Origin of the sequence: Marinobacter fuscus (assembly GCF_003007675.1) — a bacterium.
Lineage (GTDB): Bacteria > Pseudomonadota > Gammaproteobacteria > Pseudomonadales > Oleiphilaceae > Marinobacter > Marinobacter fuscus.
In genome coordinates, this window is sequence record NZ_PXNP01000097.1 from 59,154 (window position 1) to 78,848 (window position 19,695).

Annotated in this window: 18 protein-coding genes; 11 read left to right on the plus strand and 7 right to left on the minus strand. The window is 58.6% G+C overall.

From position 1 onward, the window contains the following. Window positions 1-59: 59 nt before the first annotated feature. From topA to fadB, 3 genes are all read right to left on the minus strand, one after another. Window positions 60-2,699: a type I DNA topoisomerase gene (topA, locus tag C7H09_RS13315; protein WP_106763464.1), complete on the minus strand. Its 2,640-nt coding sequence runs from the start codon at window positions 2,697-2,699 to the stop codon at window positions 60-62. 262 nt (window positions 2,700-2,961) lie between these two features. Further along, window positions 2,962-4,137, minus strand: a complete 1,176-nt coding sequence (gene fadA, locus C7H09_RS13320; protein ID WP_106763467.1) for an acetyl-CoA C-acyltransferase FadA — start codon at window positions 4,135-4,137, stop codon at window positions 2,962-2,964. 32 nt (window positions 4,138-4,169) lie between these two features. Then, window positions 4,170-6,317 (minus strand): fatty acid oxidation complex subunit alpha FadB, encoded by a 2,148-nt coding sequence (gene fadB, locus C7H09_RS13325; RefSeq protein WP_106763470.1) that lies wholly within the window; start codon window positions 6,315-6,317, stop codon window positions 4,170-4,172. Between the two features lie 314 nt (window positions 6,318-6,631). Here fadB and C7H09_RS13330 point away from each other — a divergent pair, with 314 nt between their 5' ends. Together C7H09_RS13330 and C7H09_RS13335 are read left to right on the plus strand one after the other, a co-directional pair. Continuing rightward, window positions 6,632-7,450, plus strand: coding sequence for a hypothetical protein (locus C7H09_RS13330; protein ID WP_106763472.1), 819 nt, complete (start codon window positions 6,632-6,634; stop codon window positions 7,448-7,450). 140 nt (window positions 7,451-7,590) lie between these two features. After that, entirely contained in the window at window positions 7,591-8,022 is a 432-nt protein-coding gene (locus C7H09_RS13335) for a universal stress protein (RefSeq protein WP_106763475.1), read from the plus strand. A gap of 49 nt (window positions 8,023-8,071) precedes the next feature. Here C7H09_RS13335 and C7H09_RS13340 read toward each other — a convergent pair whose 3' ends face one another. From C7H09_RS13340 to C7H09_RS13350, 3 genes are read right to left on the minus strand one after another with little or no spacing between them, the layout of a single operon-like run. Then, the gene (locus tag C7H09_RS13340; RefSeq protein ID WP_106763477.1) at window positions 8,072-8,749 is read right to left on the minus strand and encodes a DUF6901 family protein; all 678 of its coding nucleotides are present in this window, start codon (window positions 8,747-8,749) and stop codon (window positions 8,072-8,074) included. Continuing rightward, the gene (locus C7H09_RS13345) at window positions 8,746-10,683 is read right to left on the minus strand and encodes an ATP-binding cassette domain-containing protein (protein WP_106763479.1); all 1,938 of its coding nucleotides are present in this window, start codon (window positions 10,681-10,683) and stop codon (window positions 8,746-8,748) included. Before C7H09_RS13345 ends, C7H09_RS13340 begins: the two co-directional genes overlap by 4 nt. Window positions 10,684-10,687: 4 nt before the next feature. Continuing rightward, entirely contained in the window at window positions 10,688-11,485 is a 798-nt protein-coding gene (locus C7H09_RS13350; RefSeq protein WP_106763481.1) for an MOSC domain-containing protein, read from the minus strand. 809 nt (window positions 11,486-12,294) lie between these two features. Between C7H09_RS13350 and C7H09_RS13360 the strand changes: the two genes are divergently transcribed. The 7 genes from C7H09_RS13360 (at window position 12,295) to C7H09_RS13390 (ending at window position 17,987) form a co-directional block, all read left to right on the plus strand. Next, entirely contained in the window at window positions 12,295-13,047 is a 753-nt protein-coding gene (locus C7H09_RS13360) for a hypothetical protein (RefSeq protein WP_003296443.1), read from the plus strand. Window positions 13,048-13,165: 118 nt separating this feature from the next. Beyond that, a complete protein-coding gene (locus C7H09_RS13365) occupies window positions 13,166-13,405 on the plus strand; it encodes an AlpA family transcriptional regulator (protein WP_003296444.1) in 240 nt (79 codons plus the stop codon). A gap of 10 nt (window positions 13,406-13,415) precedes the next feature. Next, window positions 13,416-14,279: a ParA family protein gene (locus C7H09_RS13370; protein ID WP_106763485.1), complete on the plus strand. Its 864-nt coding sequence runs from the start codon at window positions 13,416-13,418 to the stop codon at window positions 14,277-14,279. After that, window positions 14,263-14,523: a type II toxin-antitoxin system HicA family toxin gene (locus C7H09_RS13375; RefSeq protein WP_003296446.1), complete on the plus strand. Its 261-nt coding sequence runs from the start codon at window positions 14,263-14,265 to the stop codon at window positions 14,521-14,523. The genes C7H09_RS13370 and C7H09_RS13375 overlap by 17 nt, the downstream gene beginning before the upstream one ends. Then, a complete protein-coding gene (locus C7H09_RS13380) occupies window positions 14,516-16,210 on the plus strand; it encodes a ParB family protein (RefSeq protein WP_106763754.1) in 1,695 nt (564 codons plus the stop codon). Before C7H09_RS13375 ends, C7H09_RS13380 begins: the two co-directional genes overlap by 8 nt. An 11-nt stretch (window positions 16,211-16,221) precedes the next feature. Continuing rightward, complete coding sequence (locus C7H09_RS13385) at window positions 16,222-16,782, plus strand: DUF2857 domain-containing protein (RefSeq protein ID WP_003296448.1); 561 nt, start codon at window positions 16,222-16,224, stop codon at window positions 16,780-16,782. Continuing rightward, complete coding sequence (locus tag C7H09_RS13390; RefSeq protein WP_106763487.1) at window positions 16,782-17,987, plus strand: STY4528 family pathogenicity island replication protein; 1,206 nt, start codon at window positions 16,782-16,784, stop codon at window positions 17,985-17,987. The genes C7H09_RS13385 and C7H09_RS13390 overlap by 1 nt, the downstream gene beginning before the upstream one ends. Before the next feature lie 79 nt (window positions 17,988-18,066). Here C7H09_RS13390 and C7H09_RS19780 read toward each other — a convergent pair whose 3' ends face one another. Further along, entirely contained in the window at window positions 18,067-18,324 is a 258-nt protein-coding gene (locus C7H09_RS19780) for a hypothetical protein (protein WP_041609531.1), read from the minus strand. A 21-nt stretch (window positions 18,325-18,345) separates the two neighbouring features. Between C7H09_RS19780 and C7H09_RS13400 the strand changes: the two genes are divergently transcribed. Then, window positions 18,346-19,134: a PFL_4669 family integrating conjugative element protein gene (locus C7H09_RS13400; RefSeq protein WP_003296450.1), complete on the plus strand. Its 789-nt coding sequence runs from the start codon at window positions 18,346-18,348 to the stop codon at window positions 19,132-19,134. Continuing rightward, window positions 19,131-19,661, plus strand: a complete 531-nt coding sequence (locus tag C7H09_RS13405; protein WP_015879464.1) for a DUF3158 family protein — start codon at window positions 19,131-19,133, stop codon at window positions 19,659-19,661. Before C7H09_RS13400 ends, C7H09_RS13405 begins: the two co-directional genes overlap by 4 nt. Window positions 19,662-19,695: the final 34 nt, after the last annotated feature.

Sequence of the window (19,695 nt, forward strand, 5' to 3'; positions counted from 1 at the left end):
AAACCGAGGAAAGACAGAAGCTTGCGAGCTCTTCTTTCCTCAGATTCTATGCAGCCATCTTATTTTTTCTTATCGCGAGGCACCCAACGCCCCCCCTCGTACCAGGCTGACCAGCCAGTCGCCTTGCCGTCTTTCTCCGACATGACATACTGTTCTTTGGACTTACGACTGTAACGAATCACCGTCGGATTGCCCTCGGGGTCTTTTTCCGGTGCGTCCATCAGATAATCGTATTTCGGATCGACTTCCTTCCGGTGTGGTTTGATTTCCATCACCAGCGGTGGCCGGGTTTCCCGGTTCTTCGGGAACTTGCTGGCCGCCAGGAACAATCCGGAGGCACCGTCCCTGAGCACATAGGTATCGTCCACTTTCTGACACTGCAGCTCCGGCATGGGTACCGGATCCATCTTGGGCGGCGCTGGCTCGCCGCTCTTCAACAACTTGCGGGTGTTCTTGCAATTTTCGCTGGTACACCCGAAGTATTTACCGAAACGGCCGGTTTTCAGCTGCATTTCCGAACCGCATTTATCACACTCCAGAGTCGGCCCATCGTAGCCCTTGATGCGGAAACTGCCCTGCTCTACTTCATAGCCCGAGCAGTCGGGGTTATTACCGCACACATGCAGCTTCCGCTTTTCGTCTACCAGATAGCTATCCATGGCGGTGCTGCATTTCGGGCAGCGACGCTTCATCCGCAGCAGGCGGGTTTCGCCCTCACCTTCCACATCGTCGTCAGCACTAACCACTTCATCGCCGGTTACCAGATTGATGGTGGTTTTGCAGCGTTCCTTCGGCGGCAGCGAATAGCCGGAACATCCCAGGAAAACCCCGGTGCTGGCCACACGAATCTGCATATTGCGACCACAGCTCGGGCACGGAATATCGGTTTCTGTGGGCGTATTGGCCCGCATTCCACCTTCGGCCTGCTCTGCGCTCTCGAGTTGGCTGCGGAAACGTGCATAAAAATCGTTCAGAACCTTTTTCCACTGCACGTCGCCCTCGGCGATATCATCCAGCTCATCCTCAAGCCGGGCAGTGAAGTCGTAATCCATCAGGTTGGGGAAAGACTCGGCCAACCGCTCGGTGACGATTTCGCCCATTTTTTCAGCGTAAAAGCGGCGGTTCTGTAACCGCACATACCCGCGATCCTGAATGGTGGATATGATTGATGCGTAGGTCGAGGGCCGGCCAATACCCTGCTTTTCCAGTTCCTTAACCAGGCTCGCCTCAGTATAGCGGGGAGCAGGCTTGGTAAAGTGCTGGGTTGGATCCAGCTTACTCAGGTTCAGCGGCTGATCGACCTTGATGTCCGGCAAAGCCACATCATCATCCTTCTTCGATGACTGTGGTGCCGCCTTCAGAAAGCCTTCAAACTTGACGATGCGACCGCGGGTACGCAGCTCATAGTCGCCGTTGGCGACGACAATCGACGTACTCAGAAATTCCGCGTCCGCCATCTGGCAGGCGATGAACTGGCGCCAAATCAGTTCGTAGAGCTTCTCTGCGTCTTTTTCCAGGCCTTTAATATCGGTAGGCCTGCGGCTCACATCGGTTGGCCGAATCGCTTCGTGAGCCTCCTGAGCGCCCTCTTTGCTGCCGTAGAACCTGGGCTTCTCCGGCAGGTAGCGCTCACCAAATTGCTTCTGGACAAAATCCCGGCAACTTACCAATGCATCCTGGCTCAGGTTGGTAGAGTCGGTACGCATGTAGGTAATGAAGCCCGCTTCATACAGGCGCTGGGCCAACATCATGGTTTTCTTGACCGAGAAGCCCATGCGGTTACTGGCTGCCTGCTGCAGGGTGGACGTAATAAACGGCGCAGAGGGCTTCGAGCGTGTCGGCTTGTCCTCACGCTTGGCCACCTTGAAGCTGCCAGCTGTCAGCCTATCCACGTGCTCATTGCTCTGAGCTTCATTCACCGGGCGATAGGGCTTATCTGCGTAGCGGGTCACCTCAAACCGAACAGGCTCGCTGGTACCCTCTGCACCCAGGTCGGCGTGCAACTGCCAGTACTCTTCCGGTACAAACTTGCGGATTTCCCGTTCACGCTCAACGATCAGGCGAACGGCGACGGACTGAACCCGACCAGCCGACAGGCCCCGGGCAATCTTGGCCCACAGCAGTGGCGACACCATGTAGCCGACAACGCGATCGAGGAACCGGCGTGCCTGCTGAGCATTAACCATCGCATTGTCCAGGTCTCCCGGAGCCTCAAACGCCTCCTGGATGGCCCGTTTGGTGATCTCGTTAAACACCACGCGCCGATACTTTTCGGGCTCGCCACCAATCGTCTGCTGAAGGTGCCAGGCAATCGCCTCCCCTTCACGGTCCAAATCCGTTGCCAGATAGATGTGGTCGGCAGACTTGGCCAGCCTTTTTAGCTCACTGACCACTTTTTCCTTGCCCGGCAGGATTTCGTAACGGGCACTCCAGTCGTCATCCGGATTCACACCCATGCGGGCAACCAACTGCTCGCGCGCCTTGCGCTTCTTATGAATCGCTTTTTCTTCCGGGCTCATCTTGCGGGTAGCCGCGGCCTGCTTCGCCCGCTCTTTCGGGTCGGACTGGCTGCCGCTACCACTCACCGGCAAATCACGGATGTGGCCAACACTGGATTTAACAATAAAGTCGGAGCCCAGGTACTTGTTGATGGTCTTCGCTTTCGCTGGCGACTCGACAATAACGAGACTTTTACCCATATCGGAAATCTGTATCCTTGGCGATTACACGGTCAAATTATAGACAAACCGTAAACTCGCATAAAAATCAGGCAACTGGAAAACACAAGGGTTGCCATTGTGTATTGGCCCACTGTTTTACAGGGTCAAGAATAGCAAGACAACCCATTCTTTGATTTCAATCAGCGTTTTTCTGGTCCGATAGTCACTTTCCACAACCGGAAACAGCAAGGCCCGGCATAAGCCGGGCCTTTTTATACTACCTGCAATCAGCCAGAGCCGATCAGAGGCGCTCCCACACGGTCGCAATACCCTGCCCCAGGCCGATACACATGGTGGATACACCATATTTACCGCCTTTGGCTTCGAGTACGTTGATCAGAGTAGTGGAGATACGCGCACCGGAGCAACCCAGAGGATGGCCCAGCGCAATTGCACCGCCGTTCAGGTTGACCTTCTCTTCCATCACACCCAGAAGCTTCAGGTCTTTGAGAACAGGCAGAGACTGGCCTGCAAACGCTTCGTTCAGCTCCCAGAAGTCGATGTCCTCAACTTTCAGGCCTGCACGCTTGAGCGCCTTCTTGGTGGCCGGAACCGGGCCGTAACCCATAATCGCAGGGTCACAACCAGCCACGGCCGCGCTGACAACACGGGCACGGGGCTTAAGCCCAAGAGCCTCGGCACGCTCTGCCGACATCAGCACCATGGCGGCCGCACCGTCGGTCAACTGGGAAGAGGTACCCGCCGTTACCGTGCCGTTCTTCGGATCAAACGCCGGGCGCAACTGGCCCAGAGACTCGGCAGTGGTTTCTGGACGGATGGTTTCGTCTTCCTCGATCAGCTTCAAGAAGCCGTTTTCATCGTGCCCTTCGATCGGCACAATTTCATTCTTGAAACGGCCTTCCAGAGTAGCTTCGTGGGCCAGACGGTGAGAGCGGGCGCCAAACTCGTCCTGCTGCTCACGAGTGATGCCGTGCATCTTGGCCAGCATTTCTGCGGTCAGGCCCATCATGTTGGAGGCCTTGGCAGAATACTTGGATGCCGCCGGGTTGTGGTCGAAGCCAGTCGTCATGGGCACGTGGCCCATGTGCTCAACGCCACCAACGATGAAAACATCACCGTTACCGGTCTGGATTGCCTGAGTCGCCGTGTGAATCGCGCTCATGGCAGAACCGCACAGGCGGTTCACTGTCTGAGCCGCCGACTCATGGGGGATACGGGTCAGCAGGGAAATCTGCCGGGCCACGTTGAACCCCTGTTCCTTGGTCTGGTTTACACAGCCCCAGATCACATCTTCTACTTCTTTCGGGTCGAGCTTCGGGTTGCGCTCAAACAGTGCTTCGATCAGCGCAGCCGACAGAGTCTCCGCACGTACGTTGCGGAAACAACCGTTTTTGGCACGACCCATCGGAGTCCGCACGCAATCGACGACGACAACGTCTCTCGGATTAAGGCTCATAGATCTTTCTCCGTTCGGAAATCTCGTAAGGGTTAGCCAAAGAACTTCTTGCCAGTCTTGGCCATTTCACGCAGCTTCTCGGTCGGCGTGTACAAAGGACCAAGATCTGCATACTTGTCTGCCAGTTCGACGAACTTGTCTACGCCCATGTCGTCGATGTAACGCAAGGCGCCACCACGGAACGGAGGGAAACCGATACCGTAGATCAGACCCAGATCCGCATCGGCGGGGTCTTCAACAATGTTGTCTTCCAGACAGCGAACGGTTTCCAGACACAGCGGAATCATCATGCGCGCGATGATGTCTTCCTCTTCAAAGTCTTTCTGGCCGTTGACCACCGGCTCAATCAGTTTGTAGACATCTTCATCTACAACTTTCTTGGGCTTGCCCTTCTTGTCTTCAACGTATTTGTAGAAGCCTTTGTCGTTCTTCTGACCATAACGGTCGTTCTCGAACATCACGTCGATGGCAGATTTGAAATCGGCCTTCATACGCTCGGGGAAGCCTTCAGCCATGACTTCGTTGGCGTGCTTGGCGGTGTCCATGCCGACCACGTCGAGCAGGTACGCAGGGCCCATGGGCCACCCGAACTTCTCCATGACCTTGTCGATTTTCTGGAAATCGGCGCCGTCACGAACCAGCGCGGCAAAGCCGCCGAAGTACGGGAACAGCACGCGGTTTACCAGGAAGCCCGGGCAATCGTTCACAACGATCGGCGACTTGCCCATGGCCTTGGCATACGCAACCGTAGTCGCGATGGCGCGATCACTGGTTTTCTCACCACGAATAACCTCAACCAGCGGCATCATGTGTACCGGGTTGAAAAAGTGCATTCCGCAGAAGTTTTCCGGACGCTTCAGGTTCTTCGCCAGCAGGTTGATGGAGATGGTGGACGTATTGGAGGTCAGGATGGTGTCCTCGCGAACCGCATCTTCGGTCTCGCGCAGAACCGCATCTTTTACCTTCGGGTTTTCAACAACTGCTTCAACAACCAGATCTACGTTCTTGAAATCACCATAGTTCAGGCTCGGTGTGATGCTATTCAGCACGTCTGCCATCTGGCTGGCATCCATACGACCTTTGGCAACACGCTTGGCCAGCAGTTTTTTGGCCTCATTCAGGCCCAGCTTGATGCCGTCCTGATTGATGTCCTTCATGATGATCGGCGTGCCTTTCAGTGCAGACTGGAATGCCACACCACCGCCCATGATACCGGCACCCAGAACTGCCGCCTGCTTCACATCGGCCGCTTCTTTTTCCCAGGCACTGGCTTTTTTCTTCAACGCCTGATCATTCAGGAACAGGCCAACCAGACACGCAGCAACGTTGGTCTTGGCCATCTTGGCAAAGCCTTTGGCTTCTACTTCGATCGCCTTGTCGCGGGTCATGCCGGCATGCTTCTGCATGGTTTTGATCGCTTCCACCGGCGCCGGATAGTTCTTGCCAGCCTTGCCGGCCACGAACGCCTTGGAAATTTCGAATGCCATCATACTTTCCATGGCATTCAGCTTGATCTTGCCTTTTTTCTCTTCCCGGCGAGCCATGTTATCCAGCTTGCCTTCGTTACACTGGTTAATGATGGCAATGGCCGCATCGACCAGCTTGTCCACTTCAACCACAGCGTCCACAGCGCCGGTCTTCAGGGCCGCGTCGGCACGGTTTTCGGCGCCTCCCGCAATCCATTCTACTGCGTTATCCACGCCAACCAGACGGGACAGACGAACAGTACCGCCAAAGCCCGGGAAGATACCCAGCTTCACTTCCGGCAGACCTACCTTGGCCTTGGGAGCCATAACACGGTAGTCGGTCGCCAGACACATTTCGAAACCACCACCCAGAGCGATACCGTTGATAGCGGTAACCGTCGGGAACGGCAGGTCTTCAATGGCGTTGAATACTTCGTTGGCCTTGAGGTTATTGGCCACGAGGTCTTCTTCGGAACCGGCAAACAGCTCGGTGAACTCGGTGATATCGGCACCGACAATGAAGCTGTCCTTGGAGCTGGTTACCACCAGGCCCTTCAGGTTCTTCTGGGATTTGAGTGCTTCAGCTGCGGCGCCCAGTTCTTCGATGGTGAGACGGTTGAACTTGTTGACTGACTCGCCCTGCAAGTCGAAGTCCAACTGAGCGATCCCGCCTTCGATCTCTTTAACCGTGATGGCTTTACCTTCGTAAATCATCAACTGATCTCCAGTCTGTGTTTGGAACTGCTGACAACCGGTCGGCGATGCCCATGCCGGCCGATCGTTTGTGCAGCGAGATTTCGGTCACTGCCCGATCTTCCGATCCAAAATTCATACAGTCGTTTGAATCGTGAGGACACACGATGAAAAAAAAAGAAGCGTTTGTCAATGTATTTGAGGATGAAACTCGTACGAATATCACATCAGCGCACGTAAGCACCGGAAATCACTTGCCTAACCTGTACGGTTACTTTAACTTCGATGTACGACTTTAGTCCACAATAAGAAACAGAATTACGGAGTCCTATCCGATGAAAGACGTTTGCCTGCGGTACCGGTCACTCCTTGCAACCCTTACGCTGCTTTGTCTGTCTGTATTCAACGCACAGGCCCAGGAACAGAAAACATCTTTCCTGGCTGAATTGCACAACTTCCGGATCAGCAACTACCAGGCCCTCGACGCGTTTTACAGTTTCAGTGCAAGCAACGATACCGACACCCTGAACCGTATCGTTATCGGAGTAAACAGCTCGAACGACGCCATGAATTCTCTGGTTGCGAGCAACAGCGAGGCGCTTTCGCAACAACAGTTGGGGCAACTGAATCAGCAGTTCGACCTGTACAAAGACCTCATGCGCAACAACATCAATGAAGTGCGGGAGCGTGGCTATCCGGATCTTCGCCTGATGGCCGACCTGGCTAACCAGGCCCTGGACATGAACAACCTTGCCAGCGAACTCTATTCGATCGCCCGTGAGCGTATCGGTGTGGAGCCCGACACGCGAGTGGAATCTGCCCGCTCGGCGGCTGTTGTCATGGCCCAGATGATGGCACGCTATGCAGCGCGCACTCATTCTGCCGTGGCCCAGACCTTCCAGGGCGCAGCAACGGAAGTACCTCTGGATGAACAGGCGAGCTCATTCGACACGCTGCTCGACGCAGTGCGCAGCGGGCCAGCCGATGGTGAACTGAAGGCAGTGCTGGAGGATGTCGCAGCAAAGTGGCAATTCATCCGGGCGTCCTACATCAACTACAACGAACGCAATGTAAGCTTCATCATTGACCGCTACTCCAAAGGCATTATCGAGGGGCTGACTTCGGCCATACATCTGCTGTCCCGGGATGCCTGAACCTCTCCCGGCCCAAGCGGGCGGGCATGAAGCGGGTTCAGCTTTCGATTTGATACCAGTCAGCACCGACACAGGCTTTTCCGGGTATCGTGTTCGTACTAAGCTGACAGTATCCCGACGAACCAAGGAGCAAAAACCTCATGTCAACGTACAAGAAGATGTTGGTCGCTATCGACCTGACCGAAGAGGCACCACAGGTATTGAATAAGGCGACAGCCATGTGCAGCGCACAGGGCGCGGAACTTTTGCTCGTGCATATTGTTGAGCCCGTTGGCTACGCCTATGGCGGTGACATCCCGATGGACTTGTCGGAGCTGCAGGATCAACTGGACAAAGCAGCCAAAGAGCAGCTGGGCAAATATGGCGAGGAATATGGCATTCCGCAGGTGAACCAGATCGTCTCGGTGGGCCGCCCGGAGTCTGAAATACACCGGCTGGCGAACGACCACGAAGTCGACCTGATCATTGTTGGCAGCCATGGCCGTAAGGGCTTCCAGCTGCTGCTGGGATCAACCGCCAACGGCGTTCTGCACGGCACAGAATGTGATGTGCTGGCAATCCGGATTCGTTGATCACCAGCAGACTGATTCAGACGCAGGGCATTAGTTTCGGAGGGGGCGCTCAGCCCTCTCCTTTCATCCTTACCTGCAGTTTTCGTAGCTGACTTTCCAGAGAGACGCTGACGCTGGACGCCATTGAAAAGAAATTGAGCAGCGCCTTCAGATTACTATCCCCCTGACACACCGCATGAATTCTTTGCCATAGCGCCTGGTTGACCAGTTGCAAACGTTTGTTGCGCTCCACCAGCCCGGCAAGCTCCCAGTCGGGATCCTGTTGATTGCGCTTGGAAAAAAGCTGTTGCAGCAGATAGTAACCAACACTGCGCATAACAAATTCATCGCTATTGGCGAACGGCAGGTGATCCTGAGCCATCGGCTTCAGCTCCGAGAGCACCGGGCAACCGCTGGTGGCCATCTTCAACCCCAACAGGGATCTCAGTGCCTCTTCCAGAGTTGTGTGTTTGAAGTAGGAGCGGCGCTCATCGGTTACCGTAACATCCAGCTTCTGGTAGGCATCCTCCGCCTGAAACGCCTCTACCACAGGCAGTATCTGTACCGCAGCCGGGCAATTTGCACTGTCACCGGGTTGCAGTGGGCAATTGGAGCACTGACAATGCGATAAACGCACCCACGAAGGCAGGGTGGCATCCTCTGCTACAGAAGGGGCCGGGGCCGACGTGGATACTTTAAAGGCGATCTCCCGCTTATCGGGAAACCGAAAATTATAACTGATGTTCATTGGGTCGCCTGTTCTTCCAGTTCCATCCACCGGCTCATTGCGGCCTCCAGAAGCGACTCCTGGGATGTCAGTGCTTCCAGGGTTGCCGAAACTTCATCCGGTGATCCTGCGTAAAATTCCGGATCGGAAATCTTATCCTGAAGCTCGGCAATCTGCTGCTCCAGTGCTTCAATTTTGCCCGGCAATTGTTCCAGCTCAAGTTTAAGCTTATAGCTCAACTTGGCGGGCCTGGCTTTTGCCGATTGCTCCGCAGTCCTGGTTTTTTCTTCAGACTTTTTCGTGGAAGTGTCGGCTTTGTCACGCTTGTCCTGCTTGTCGACTCGATTTCCTGAAGTCTCAGAGGGGAAGCGCCCGCCCTGATGACGCCAGTCACTGTAGCCGCCCACATACTCCGCCACCGCTCCTGAGCCATCCAGGAAGATCGTATCGGTGACCACGTTATCGAGAAACTCCCGGTCGTGACTGATAACGATCACGGTTCCTTTGAATTCCGCGAGCTGCTCTTCCAGCAATTCCAGCGTTTCTACGTCCAGGTCGTTGGTGGGCTCGTCCAGCACCAGAATATTCGCAGGCTTACTGAACAGCTTGGCCAGCAGCAGCCGGGCCCGCTCACCGCCTGAGAACACGCTTACCGGCGAGCGCGCCCGGGCTGGCGTGAACAGGAAATCCTGCAGGTAGCCAAGTACGTGCTTGCTCTGGCCATTTATCTCTATGAACTCCCGACCTTCGGCCAGATTGTCCAAAGCGTTCAGCTCCAGATCCAGCTCACCACGAAGCTGGTCAAAATAAGCTACCTGCAAGTTGGTGCCCAGGCGAATACGACCGTCGGTTGGCTGCAGCTCGCCGAGCAATAGCCGAACCAGCGTCGTCTTGCCTGTACCGTTCTCGCCAACCAGCCCGATCTTATCGCCACGCAGAATGGTCAGATTCATATTCTGCACCACCGGCTCGCCCGCTTTGTAGCCAAAGCCCGCTCCGGTCGCCTCGACCACCAGTTTGCCGGAGTTATCTGCCTGCTCCACCGCAAAGCTGGCTGTACCGCCCCGCACCCGCCGTTGACGGTGCTCTTCCCGCATGGCCTTCAGCGCACGCACCCGGCCCATATTCCGGGTACGACGCGCCTTGATACCCTGGCGAATCCAGGCCTCTTCCTGTTTCAGCCGCTTGTCAAAAAGCGCATTCTGCCGCTCTTCTTCTTCCAGTGCTTTTTCTTTCAGTTCCAGATAACGGTCGTAGCTGGCAGAAAAGCTAACCAGCTGGCCGCGGTCCAGCTCGACAACCCGGGTCGCCATCCGGCGTATAAAAGCACGGTCGTGACTGACAAACAGCATGGCACCACGAAACTGGGCGAGAGCATCCTCAAGCCAGGCAATGGCGGGCACGTCCAGGTGGTTGGTTGGCTCATCCAGCAACAGGATATCCGGCTCGGCCACCAGAGCTTTGGCCAGCAGAACGCGACGCTGCCAGCCGCCGGACAAGGTATTGAGCGTCCTGTCCGGGTCGATACCGTATTGCCCCAGGATGGTATTGACCTTCTGGTCCAGCCGCCAGCCGTCCAGAGCCTCCAGCCGCTCCTGCACTCTCATCATTCGCTCCAGATCCGCCTCACCGGCCTGCTGGGACAAACGGTGAAATTCCGCCAGCAGGTCGCCGGTCTCGGGAAACGCGGAAGCAACAACATCGTAGGCCGTTCGTCTATCACCGGATGGCAAATTCTGGGGCAAAACAGCCAGTACAGAACCCTCATCGAGGCGCACCACTCCACCGTCGGGTACCACCTCACCCGCAACAATTTTGAGCAATGTCGATTTGCCCTCGCCGTTGCGGCCCAACAGGCATACACGCTCCCCCGGCTCGATGGTCATACCAGCCTTGTCCAGCAATGGGTGCATTCCGTAAGCCAGTGAAATCTGATCCAGGGTAAGTAGGGGCACTGTCTTAATTCTCCTGATAAATAGCGGTTACATGATCGCGAACGCGAATCACGCCATGGGACTGATGAATGGCATTCTGGCCAAAGATCACGCCCTCCGGCGTTCGCCGGTACCCGGCCAGCGTTTTCAACGGTTGGGTGCCGGGATGCTTGAGGCCGGAGTCCGGATCAACGGTAGTCATCACACAACGGGAGCATGGTTTGACCACTTCAAAGGAAACGTCACCAACGGCCAGGCTCCGCCAGCCGTCCTCCGCCCAGGGGGCGCATCCCTCGACAACAATGTTGGGGCGGAATCGTCTCATATCCACGGGAGACTCCAGGCGACTATTAAGCTCCGCCAAAGACGACTGAGTGGTAACCAGAAGCGGAAAGCCATCGGCAAAACTGACGCGCCGCTGCTCCGGAACACGCTCGGGGTCTACCCGCCGAAAGCTGTCCTCGGGCATATACACGAAACGCAATGCCTGGCCACAGTACCGGCTTAACGCTGCACTCGCCTCAGATGCGCCAACCCGGCCAGCCACCTGATCACGCCAGACAACTACATCCTGCAGCCCGCCATCGGGCTCAAGTAGAAAAGACCCTCCGCCCGGAAAGCTCACCCTTACCAGATCATCGTCGAGTTCTGTTTTGACCTTTGCCAGTAGGGGCAGCTGTCTCTGCGTCACAAAGCGGTTGGCTTCATCCACAATAACCCAGCGTCGATCACCCCTCGGGCCGAAGTCATCCAGCTCGAACCGATCAACTGAAATACCAGCCAAGGATTTGACCGGGTATAGATGCAGGGACTTGATCTTCATGGACTCGCCTATCTGTCAGATACCGTTGCTTAATATGGCAGCCGAGTATAACCGAGGAGTCACGAGAAAGGAGAAATGAACTCACCAGAACGAAGAAACCCGGCCATAGGCCGGGTTTCTTTAATCTGGAGCGGGAAACGGGACTAGCACTGACGCGCTAAGCGTATGTTTTCCAACTCTTTTCTTCGCTGAGGGTCTCAACGAAGGCCTCAATTTTAGCCTCGTTTTCGGGCGTCGTCAACGAAGACCGTCCACCAATTTCCACTCGCCGCCAACACCATCCGCTCACCTGCGTGCTACCCCGTGCCGAGGCAGTCCGCTGCATCGCGTACGTGTGCGCGAACTGAGTGCGCATCTCTCAGCCTTGCACAGCTGATCATGCGCAAGGCGGAGCGAGGCAGTCAGTTGCTATGTCGATCTATCAGGATGCCGTGGAAGTCTCACCGGCATCGCCTCCCCCCTGGCCAGCACCAATCAAACCGCATAGACGCAGCGCCGAGGCAAGTCGGTTAGACCCCTTATAGAACACGCGATACGAAATGAGTCTTGATGAAAAAATCAAGGCCGACGACGCTGACAGGCGTGTACAAGCGCAACCAGGTGCGGTCACTAATCGCTCGATGGTCGAAGCATCGCGATTTTCACATATCGAGCGGGCAATGGCCACTGGCCTTGAGCATGTGGACCCAACATGCTTCGGCATACCCCGCCAACGTGCGCCCAAGAAGCCAAACAACAAATGCCGTGACCATACGTCGATCGGCAGCAGAGGAGTCGGTGATGTAGCGCTCCCGCAAGGAGATGGAGACATGCATGAAGAGCTGCCAGCTTCAAAGGTGTTCTATCGTCCGATTGAGGCCGCCATACGCTGGGCAGGATTATGGCGTTACTCGCAAGAAATCCTGTCCTCCATCTCGTCGCCTAGAAATCTGCCGAGAACGCTCAATTGCCCCCGATGGGATGAACTGCGACTCTGCACGGAACGCATCTACGATGCCATCGTCAACGGTGAGCTTCCCTATGGTCGAAACGGCATCACGTTGAACGATGAATCCCTGCTTGATTCCCATGAGTTGACCGTGCGCCACCTCGATCTCAAACACTGGATGCAAACCCACTACCCAGGGCATCGACCTGCTTTTCTTTTCAGTCGCATCGAGCGCATCGCGCACCCCGTCATCACGCTGGAAGCCGGACAGGCCATGTTGGTGGAACGCCAAGCCATGAAGGCGGAGCTTGAGCTTTGTCGTCGCGAACTGCGGAACCTCAAGGAGCGTCACGAAGAACTGCTCAAGCAATCTGGGGCAATCCCAGCCTGCGGCCAGTGTTCTCTCAGTGATCGTGCGGAGGCCACCTACCTGCACATCATTGGCAGCATGTTGGAGCTGATGCTGAGCAGATCTCCTTCGGGCAAGCCGCACTCTTGCTTCAGCACCCAGGAGGCCATCGTCAGCGCGTTGATCGCTCATCGTGGCGGCACCATGGGCATCACCGAGCGCACGCTGAACGGCAAGTTCGCCAGCGCACGGAGGAAGCTGGGCAGCGCTAGCGTAGTTGCTTGAGGTTTTCCAGCTTGTATCTGCAGTCTGGGAAATTGCATTTGCAATGTACTTCGGAAGCCATGTCTATTGAATAGAGGTCACCCCAACAAACGCCACTGAGCGTTAAGGAGTGACCACTATGTCGCAGCCCACTGCACTGCTGCCCGGCGAGCGCCGCATCCTGCGGCTGGACGAAGTCGAGGCCAAATCCGGATTCAAACGCGCGCATATCTACTCGCTCATGAAAAAGGGTGAGTTTCCCCAATCGCTACGCCTCGGCGTTCGCGCTGTCGGATGGGATTCCACCGAGATCGATCTGTGGATAACCGAACGTCTCAAGAACCGCGCGCAGCAGCCAGCTCTCCCGAGCGATGTCTGAGGAGAGCCCTATGCAGGTCGTATCCATCATTTCGACCAAAGGCGGCGTGGGCAAGACCACCGTCGCGGCCAACCTCGGCGCATTCATCGCCGACGCAGGTCTGCGCGTGCTGCTGCTCGACCTGGACATGCAGCCAACCCTGTCGTCCTACTACGAGCTGAAGCATCGCGCACCGGGCGGCATCTACGAGCTTCTGGCCTTCAACGAACGCGACCTGGCGAACCTGGTGTCGCGCACCGTCATCGACAACCTGGATCTGGTGCTGTCCAACGACGAGCACCGGCAGCTCAATACCTTGCTGCTGCACGCCCCAGATGGACGCCTGCGGTTGCGCAACCTGATGCCAAACTTCCAGCCGCACTACGATCTGGTGGTCATAGACACCCAGGGCGCGCGCAGCGTATTGCTGGAAATGGCACTGCTGGCGTCCCAGCAGGCCGTGTCGCCCGTCACACCGGAAATCCTGGCTGCACGCGAACTGCGGCGTGGAACCCTGCAATTGGTCGAGGACATCACGCCGTACCGAAAGCTGGGCATTGAACCGCCCGCACTGCAGTTGCTGATAAACCGCGTCCCCGCCGTCTCGTCCAACGCGCGCCTGATCCAGCAGACGCTACGCCTGATCTTCCAGGAGCAGGCCAGCATCCAGGTACTGGCCACTGAAATTCCTGCGATCGAAGCTTTTCCGCGCGCAGCCACCCGAGGCCTGCCTGTTCATCGCGTCGAGCATCGACGGCCTTCGGGCCGTCAGGCATTGGCCGCGTTGGAGATCGTGCGCGGCCTGGCAAATGAGCTATGCCCTCAGTGGCAGGAACGGTTCGCAGCGGTCACCGGCAAGGCCGGAGGGAGGTTCGCCCATGTCGAACGCCCATGAACTGGCCCGCGGCCACAAGCGGTTGCTGCCGCTGATCGAGTATGCCCTGAGCGAAGGATGGGAGGTCGTTCGTACCCCAGGTGGACATCTCAAGTTCACCCGGCCGGGCCTGCCACCGATCTTCACCAGCGCCACCGCCAGCGACCACCGAGCGGGGCTCAACGCCCGCGCCATGCTGCGGCGAGCCCAGCGTGGGCTCGAACCCTCGGAGCTTCCTACGCAGGAAGGAGATGGCCATGCCTGACATCTCCCCCCAGGACGTTGCAAACAAGCTCCTGAGCGATGGCTTCACGCGCAGCGGCCCCGTCGCGAGCAGCTTGAGCGATCCGATTGAGGATACGCCGATGGTCGTGACGCTCGATGAACTGCGGCCGTATGAGCTTGATCCGCGCCTCACCCGCAACCCGCTTTACGACGACATCAAGGCGTCGATTCGCGAACGCGGACTCGACGCTCCCCCGCCCATCACGCGGCGTCCAGGCGCGGATCACTACATCATCCGCAACGGCGGCAATACGCGTCTGGCGATCCTGCGCGAACTCTGGAGCGAGACACGGGACGAGCGCTTCTTCCGCATTGCCTGCCAGTTCCGGCCATGGCCAGAACGCGGAGAAATAGTTTCCTTGACGGGCCATCTCGCGGAAAACGAGCTGCACGGCGGCCTGTCGTTCATCGAGCGCGCATTGGGCGTGCAGAAAGCCCGGGAACTGTATGAAGAGGAAACCGGCAAACCCTTGTCCCAATCCGAGCTGGCACGCCGCCTCAAGGCGGACGGCTATCCCGTGCCGCAACCCCACATCAGCCGGATGCAAGAGGCCATCCAATATCTGCTGCCCGCCATCCCGACCGTGCTTTACGCCGGCCTGGGGCGGCACCAGGTCGAGCAACTGACCAGCCTGCGGCGCGCCGCCGACAGAGTCTGGTCGGCCCGCAATCGCCAGGCCCACTCCCACCTCGATTTCCCCACGTTGTTCCAGGACGTGTTGGCACTGTTCGACAGTGCGGCGGGCGGCTTCAGCGTTCAGCGCGTCCAGGACGAACTGGTCGGCCAGATGGCCGATCTGCTCGACATGGAATACGACACGCTGCTCTTCGAGATTACCGACTCGGATCGGCGCTGGCAGGTCCTCAGCAGCGAGCCTGCCGGCGAACCCGAATCACCTCCCGCGCCAGCACCATCCCTGTCGTCGCCATCGACAGCGTCGACCGGGCAGCCATCCTCGCCCCCGCCACCGGAGCAGACATCGACGACGCCTTCGGCGCCGACAGCCGCGCCGCCCGCACCGGGTCCGGAGGAATCCGACGATGCGCAGCGTGCCACCCTGTTGCAGGAGCACATCGTATCGCCAGCCGGCACAACCGAGCGGCTGCAATCCATCCAGCGCCTGGTCGCGGATCACACCGGCGAGACGTTGCCGGATTTCGAGCGCAACGTCTTGCAGTCGATCCCGATTCAGGCAGGAAGTCTCTATCCGATTACCGACGTCTGGTACATCGAACCCGCGCTGGACGACCCCGATCGCCTGCGCACGCATATCGCGCAGTTCGCCCGCGAGATTGCCGGCGAAGCCGCTCTGCAAGACCTGGTCGAGGCGTGCCAGGAAGGCATCGGTTTTCGATGCCGGCAGCCCGAGGCCGAGCCAACACCCGATCGGCACGCCCAGGCGACGCTGGCACTGCTGCATGCCCTGAGCACGCCTTACTTGGCGACCGATCAGTCGGTCACGAGCATCGATCTTTCGATTCTCACCGAAATGCTGGGAGCGCTTCTACAAGGTACCCCGGCAGTCACCGGAGCGCAGCAAGGCTTGCCACACAGGCTCAGCGACAACGCCCTGGTGAAACTGTTCCGCCTGCTGCGGCTTGCCCGTCGCTTGAGGGACATCGAGTCCGGCATCGCCGATGGCGACCATGCCATCACCGGATCATGAGAGGCGTAGCCATGTCCGGACCTCACCCACTTAACCAGGCAGTGATCGCCCAGGCACTTCATGATCTACGCAACGGCCAGTTGCGCCGGGCCAAGTCGATGGGGTTCGACGACAAGGATCTGGATGCCCTCAAGCATCCCGCGATGGCCAGCGTGCTGGCCAACGCCAACGTGTCGTGGTGCTCGGTAGTCGTCAACCGCGATGTGCTGCGTCGTCTGCTGCACCAGGTAGAAGACGTCACCGAGGAGGTGGTGAAGATCGATCGGCTACTGCGCCTGGGCGCCAGCACGGAGCTGATCAGCAAATTCTTCGGCTTGACCCACCAGGAGATCGCCTTGCGTCGCAGTGTCATCGGCCTGCCGAAACGCAAGGGGCGGCATCCGGTATTGACCGAGGAACAGGACACCGACCTGTGGAAGCGCTGGTCCTCGACAGTGAAGGAGCAGGAAGTCGACAGCAACGACGACATGGGAATGCTGGGCGTCGCGGCGGATCTCGCCGAGGCCACTGGGCTGCCTCTGTCCGTGATCTGGAATGCCTTGCGCGGATGGATCGATGAAGGGCTGACCTGATGACGGATGGGCCACACCCTACGCGCGGCCCCGTCCGGCTGGGCGAGCTGTTCGAGCAGGCGCTCGGCCAACTGGCACCTCAACAGCCGCCGCCGGCCCCATCTGCAGTCTCACCACCGACCGACGGCTTTCTCTATAGTGGCAATCGACACGACAGCGTGCCGCGTGCATTGCTGCTGGACCGGCGCCTGACACCGCTTGAACGCAACGGCTGGCAGGTGTTCCGCCTGATGCTGGCGGACGACGGCATCACCGCCATGCCCACCTACGACCAGCTTGCGCCTTGGCTGGCCTCCATGCCTTGTGCCGAGAGGGCATCGCACGAGACGGTGGCCCGAGCGCTGACCGTGCTGCGACTGACGCGCTGGATCAGCCTGGTGCGGCGCCGGCGTGATCCCAGAAGCGGGCGCATTCAGGGCAACCTCTACGTCCTGCACGACGAACCGCTCACCCCTTACGAAGCCATCCAGCTCGATGCCGATTATCTGGAGTTGGTCAGCCAGGCACTGACGCATGCCAGCAAATCCGTCCAGCGCGTGGGCGCGACCACCCTGCAGGAGTTGACGCAAGACCCCATGCTCAGCGGCCGAGTGCTGCCGAGTCGCCTGGAGATTCTGTCACAGCGGCTGTCAGCGCAGGGCTGGAACGGCACATCGAGTTATCCACAGGGCGGCGGCGAACACGATTCCGAAGACGGCTCCGACGACCGTCTTCGGAATCTGGCGAACCTCTCTTCGGATTCCGAAGCAGGCCGGAAAAGCCCGGAAAACGGCGCACTTCGGAATCCGAAGTCGGACCGTACAGTACGTATAAAAGAAAGTATTAAAGAAGTACGTACAGTACCGCGCGCGCAAGAAGAACGTCAGCAACTGCAGTTGCCCAGGCGCTTCCTGGCGCTGAAGGCGGAGCAGCAGAACGGCGCGCTGGCCGCGATGCAGTCAGTGGATCACGATCTGCGGCAAGCCCTGCTGGACGAATGGGATGCACGTTGCGCCTCCACGACGATCCGCAATCCCACCGGCTACCTGTTCGGCATCATTCAGAAAGCCTTACGGGGAGAATTTCGCACCTGGGCTGCACAGAAGGCGCCTGCGGCGCCAGTCAACAGGACACCAGAGCCCGATCCGCCGCCCGCCACACCTGCTGATGCGGAAGTCGCGAAAGCTCATCTGGCGCGCCTGCAGGAACTGTTGCGCTCGACCTGACACGCCCGCGAGCCGGCACGGCGTCGAGAGTCATCAGCCCGGAAGCTGCTCTGCAATGTCCAAGGTGTTCCACCGTCGCCTATACCCCGGGTATAGCGGAACACACCGCCTTCCGCCCGCAGCGGCCCTGATCCACACCGTGCTCCCCCGGCAGCATCCACTGAGCGCCATGGACGCCTATACCCCGGGTATAGCGCAACACGCAGCCTTCCGGTGCGGCATCGCAACGGTGCTTCCGAACGATGCGCGCGGCTGGCCGCTCCGACAAATCAGGCAAGCGGCGGGTTCGGTTTGATGACTGACGGCCTTCCGGCCAACCCGGATGCTGACGACTCATTCATCACCGAGAGTCGTCACCATGGCCCAAGAGAACAATGCCACCGAATCCCTTCAGTTGAACCTGGGATCGCTGCGCAGCGCGATGTCCCTGACCCTGCACACCCACCATGCGTCCCGCATCTGGCATGGCCGCGCCCCGGCCGAAGGCAGGCCCGGCATCATCGGCCTCAACGGCTTTGTCTCCATCATGAACAAGCTCAAGCGCGGTGCCGAACAGGACGACCCCTATTCGGACTGGTGGATGCTGCGCATCGAGGACAAGCTATCCACCACCAAGGAACAGCTCCAGACCCTGCGTCAGCAAGTAGACCAGGCACTGGCCGGCGTGCCGCCTGCGTTGAGCCTGGGCGAGAACCTCAACGTCCAGCCGGTCAAGCTGCCGCTGTTCGTGTCCTCGCAGTTGGGCTTCATGGCGGTGTATCTGCTGGCGGACTACGACGATCTTGCCCGACGTCTGATCCTGGCCCACCACACCGCGCTGATCGATCGCTCGACACTCGAACGCTGGCTCAACGACGGCGCGCACTCATTGCGCAGCCTGTTCTCGCTGGCGCAGCAGTACCGGTATTCCGGCACCACGCGCGACGACTTCGCGGCGAAGAATGCCGCAGCACGGGCGGCGCTGGAAAAGTACGGTGAATTGCCCCAGGACGTGCTCGAAGGTACCCGGCGCAGCCGCTTCGCGCCGCCGATCGCACGCCGTGGCCTGCAGCAGCGCACCGCCCCCGAAACCGAACCAGCCAGCGAGCCGGATGCTGCGGCAGACCCCGCCGAAGCAGCCTCATCCGACGAGGGTGAGTCAGCATGACAGTACGCGAACCGAACCAACGCCGGCACTTCCAGCCCCTGGAACAGGCGGACTTCATCCAGTTGGAACAGGCGGGCTATCTAAAAGGCCTTTTAAGGGCTTTTAAGGGTAAAGGGGATCTCGAAGACTGGGTCAACCGGTGTCACGCGCTCAGGGATGAGTTGATTGACCTGGCGCAGCGGCGCGTGCTGGCGCAGGCGCGAGGCTATCCCTTCCGTCTGCTGTCCATTGAACTGGCCCAGCAGCGTACCGGCGCAGGCACGACCTTTCTGCGCTGGCGCAAGCACGACCGCTCGGCGATGGGCGTCGCCCTCTGGCAGGAGGTCATGGCCTCCACGGCCACGCCGGTGAATCTGCTGGAGGATCTGCTCGCGCTGGAACAGCAGCGCATCGCGTTGAACATGCAGATCAGTCTGCTGCATACCCTCGGCCGGCAGGCCCAGGACTGCGCCGGCAAGATGGCCCAGGCCGAGGACGCTTATCTGCGCCGGCTCAAATCCATTCCCGCCGCAATGCACGATCGGTGATTGCGCCAGGCATCCCAGCACGCGCCCGGGGCCG

What these genes read in the sequence shown, in the direction of transcription:
- C7H09_RS13375 (WP_003296446.1), top strand. Translation starts at nt 14,263, where the DNA reads ATGTCGAACGCCCATGAACTGGCCCGCGGCCACAAGCGGTTGCTGCCG.
- C7H09_RS13370 (WP_106763485.1), top strand. Translation starts at nt 13,416, where the DNA reads ATGCAGGTCGTATCCATCATTTCGACCAAAGGCGGCGTGGGCAAGACC.
- topA (WP_106763464.1), bottom strand. Translation starts at nt 2,699, where the DNA reads ATGGGTAAAAGTCTCGTTATTGTCGAGTCGCCAGCGAAAGCGAAGACC.
- C7H09_RS13365 (WP_003296444.1), top strand. Translation starts at nt 13,166, where the DNA reads ATGTCGCAGCCCACTGCACTGCTGCCCGGCGAGCGCCGCATCCTGCGG.
- C7H09_RS13360 (WP_003296443.1), top strand. Translation starts at nt 12,295, where the DNA reads ATGCATGAAGAGCTGCCAGCTTCAAAGGTGTTCTATCGTCCGATTGAG.
- C7H09_RS13330 (WP_106763472.1), top strand. Translation starts at nt 6,632, where the DNA reads ATGAAAGACGTTTGCCTGCGGTACCGGTCACTCCTTGCAACCCTTACG.
- C7H09_RS13350 (WP_106763481.1), bottom strand. Translation starts at nt 11,485, where the DNA reads ATGAAGATCAAGTCCCTGCATCTATACCCGGTCAAATCCTTGGCTGGT.
- C7H09_RS13385 (WP_003296448.1), top strand. Translation starts at nt 16,222, where the DNA reads ATGTCCGGACCTCACCCACTTAACCAGGCAGTGATCGCCCAGGCACTT.
- C7H09_RS13400 (WP_003296450.1), top strand. Translation starts at nt 18,346, where the DNA reads ATGGCCCAAGAGAACAATGCCACCGAATCCCTTCAGTTGAACCTGGGA.
- fadA (WP_106763467.1), bottom strand. Translation starts at nt 4,137, where the DNA reads ATGAGCCTTAATCCGAGAGACGTTGTCGTCGTCGATTGCGTGCGGACT.
- C7H09_RS13405 (WP_015879464.1), top strand. Translation starts at nt 19,131, where the DNA reads ATGACAGTACGCGAACCGAACCAACGCCGGCACTTCCAGCCCCTGGAA.
- C7H09_RS19780 (WP_041609531.1), bottom strand. Translation starts at nt 18,324, where the DNA reads ATGAGTCGTCAGCATCCGGGTTGGCCGGAAGGCCGTCAGTCATCAAAC.
- C7H09_RS13335 (WP_106763475.1), top strand. Translation starts at nt 7,591, where the DNA reads ATGTCAACGTACAAGAAGATGTTGGTCGCTATCGACCTGACCGAAGAG.
- fadB (WP_106763470.1), bottom strand. Translation starts at nt 6,317, where the DNA reads ATGATTTACGAAGGTAAAGCCATCACGGTTAAAGAGATCGAAGGCGGG.
- C7H09_RS13390 (WP_106763487.1), top strand. Translation starts at nt 16,782, where the DNA reads ATGACGGATGGGCCACACCCTACGCGCGGCCCCGTCCGGCTGGGCGAG.
- C7H09_RS13380 (WP_106763754.1), top strand. Translation starts at nt 14,516, where the DNA reads ATGCCTGACATCTCCCCCCAGGACGTTGCAAACAAGCTCCTGAGCGAT.
- C7H09_RS13340 (WP_106763477.1), bottom strand. Translation starts at nt 8,749, where the DNA reads ATGAACATCAGTTATAATTTTCGGTTTCCCGATAAGCGGGAGATCGCC.